Source organism: Haematobacter sp. (assembly GCF_032102465.1).
GTDB lineage: Bacteria > Pseudomonadota > Alphaproteobacteria > Rhodobacterales > Rhodobacteraceae > Haematobacter.
On sequence record NZ_DAMDHB010000003.1, the window covers coordinates 1 to 2676 of the forward strand.

The 2676-nt window shown below is 69.5% G+C and carries 3 protein-coding genes; 2 read left to right on the plus strand and 1 reads right to left on the minus strand.

Features of this window, described 5'->3' with window-relative positions; all coding sequences use genetic code 11:
• A partial coding sequence (locus RT513_RS03260; RefSeq protein WP_313533566.1) for a uracil-DNA glycosylase occupies positions 1-631 on the plus strand: 631 nt, incomplete at its 5' end.
• The gene (moaB, locus tag RT513_RS03265) at positions 628-1152 is read left to right on the plus strand and encodes a molybdenum cofactor biosynthesis protein B (protein WP_290687434.1); all 525 of its coding nucleotides are present in this window, start codon (positions 628-630) and stop codon (positions 1150-1152) included. The genes RT513_RS03260 and moaB, both read left to right, overlap by 4 nt.
• Here the strand turns inward: moaB and RT513_RS03270 are convergent, their stop codons facing one another.
• Positions 1153-2526, minus strand: a complete 1374-nt coding sequence (locus RT513_RS03270; protein ID WP_290687432.1) for an L-serine ammonia-lyase — start codon at positions 2524-2526, stop codon at positions 1153-1155.
• Positions 2527-2676: the final 150 nt, after the last annotated feature.

A 2676-nucleotide genomic window follows, 5' to 3' on the forward strand; every position in this document is an offset into this window, starting at 1 on the left:
TCCGCCACCCGAAGCGGACAGCGCCGGCGATCCGGTGGCCGAGGCCCGCGCCCTTGCCGCCGCCGCGCCCGACCTTGCCGCCCTGCGGGAGGCCATGGCGGGCTACAGCCATTGCGAACTGAAGAAAGGCGCGCGGAACCTCGTCTTTGCCGATGGCCAGCCCGGCGCGCGGGTGATGATCGTCGGCGAGGCACCGGGACGGGAGGAGGACCAGCGCGGTCTGCCCTTTGTCGGGCGCGCGGGGCGGCTGCTCGACCTGATGTTCGGCGCCATCGGCATGGGCCGCGCCGCGCCCGATGCGGAAAAGGCGCTCTACATCACCAATATCCTGCCCTGGCGGCCCCCGCAGAACCGCGATCCCTCGCCGGAGGAAATCGCCATGATGCTGCCCTTCGTGGAGCGGCATGTGGCGCTGGCCGACCCGGATTTCCTCGTCCTCATGGGCAATATCTCCTGTCAGGCGCTGCTGGGGCGCAAGGGGATCACCCGGCTCCGCGGCAACTGGCAGACGGTGTTCGGCCGGCCGGCCCTGCCGATGTTTCACCCGGCCTTCCTGCTCCGCAACCCGCCGTGCAAGCGGGAAAGCTGGTCGGACCTGCTGCTTCTGCAATCCCGGCTGGAGGGAAAATGACCGATTTCATTCCCGTGCGTTTCGCCGTGCTGACCGTTTCCGACACGCGGACCGCGGCGGAGGACCGCTCCGGCGACACGCTGGCCGCGCGGATCACGGCGGCCGGGCATGTGCTTGCCGCGCGCGGCCTGCTGCCTGACGACCGCGCCGCCATCGCGGGCCGGTTGCGGGAGTGGATCGCGGAGGAGGGGATCGACGTGATCCTGACCACCGGCGGCACCGGCCTTACGGGCCGCGATGTGACGGTGGAGGCGCATCGCGACGTCTATGAGAAGGAGATCGAGGCGTTCGGCACCGTCTTCACCATCGTCTCGATGCAGAAGATAGGCACGTCCGCGGTGCAATCGCGCGCCTGCGGAGGTGTGGCGGGGGGCACGTATCTTTTCGCTCTGCCCGGCAGCCCGGGGGCCTGCAGGGATGCCTGGGACGAGATCCTCGTCCATCAGTTCGACTATCGCCACAAGCCCTGCAACTTCGTGGAAATCCTGCCCCGTCTGGATGAACACCTCAAGCGCAAGTGATCAGCAGTTCGGCACGTTGACGGCGAGGCCCCCCAGCGAGGTTTCCTTGTACTTGTCGCTCATGTCCGCGCCGGTCTGACGCATCGTCTCGATACAGGCGTCCAGCGGGACGAAATGTGTCCCGTCGCCCCGGAGCGCCAGCGACGCGGCGGAGACGGCCTTGATCGCGCCAAGCCCGTTCCGTTCGATGCAGGGCACCTGAACCAGCCCCTTAACCGGGTCGCAGGTCATGCCGAGATGATGCTCCAGCGCGATCTCGGCCGCGTTCTCCACCTGCTCCGGCGTGCCGCCCATCACCTGCGCAAGCCCCGCTGCCGCCATCGCCGCCGCCGAGCCCACCTCTGCCTGACAGCCGCATTCCGCCCCGGAGATGGAGGCGTTGTGCTTCACGATCCCGCCGATGGCGGAGGCGGTCAGCAGGAAATCCCCGATCCGCGACGCGCTCGCCCCCGGCACATGGTCGAGCCAGTAGCGCAGCACGGCAGGCACTACGCCCGCCGCGCCGTTGGTGGGTGCGGTCACCACCTGTCCGCCCGCCGCATTCTCCTCGTTCACGGCCATGGCGTAACAGCCGATCCAGTCGTTGACGGTATGCGGCGGCGCGATGTTCAGCCCCCGCTCCCGGAGCAGCGCCGCATGGATGGCGGGCGCCCGGCGCCGCACGTTCAGGCCACCCGGCAGGATGCCCTCGGTCGCCAGCCCCCGGTCTATGCAGCCCGACATCACCGTCCACAGGCGCCCGAGCCCGTCCTCCACCTCCCGCCGGGAGTGGACGGCGCGTTCATTGGCCCGTTTCATCTCCGCGATGGAAAGGCGGGAGGCCGCAGCCATGTGCAGCATCTCCGCCGCGCTGGCAAAGGGATAGGGCACGCTGATCCGCGCGGCACCGCCCGGTCCCGCCGCCTGTTCCTCCGGCGTCACCACGAAGCCGCCGCCGATGGAGTAGTAGGTTTCGCTGACGAGCGTATCTCCCTGCGCATCGCGGGCGGAAAGGGTCATGCCGTTTGGATGTCCGGGAAGCGGCGCGCCGTACTCGAACACCAGATCGTGCTCGGGCCGGAAGCCGAGCGGCGGCAGGCCTGGGGGTGAGACCTCGCCGGTCTCGCGGATGCGGGCGAGGGCCGCTTCGGCGTGATCAGCGTCATAGGTCGCGGGCAGAAATCCGTCCAGCCCGAGGATCACCGCCCGGTCCGTCGCATGGCCGACCCCGGTGAAGGCCAGCGACCCGTGCAGGCTGCACCTGAGCGCCACGGGCCGGAAGGGCGAGCCGCGGAGCAGATCGAGAAACCGCCCCGCCGCCACCATCGGCCCCATCGTATGGGAGGAGGAGGGGCCGATGCCGATCTTGAAGACGTCGAAGACGGACAGGAACATGATGCCTCGCGGTTTCCCTTCTACATAGTGCCGCCCGCCGCCCGCGTCTCCCCCCTTGACCGTGATCCGGTTATGCCCTCGCCCATTCTGGGCCGCTGGGCCGCTGGGCCGCTGGGCCGCTGGGCCGCTGGGCCGCTGGGCCGCTGGGCC

Coding starts and splice junctions, on each gene's coding strand:
- moaB (WP_290687434.1), top strand. CDS start 628: ATGACCGATTTCATTCCCGTGCGTTTCGCCGTGCTGACCGTTTCCGAC.
- RT513_RS03270 (WP_290687432.1), bottom strand. CDS start 2,526: ATGTTCCTGTCCGTCTTCGACGTCTTCAAGATCGGCATCGGCCCCTCC.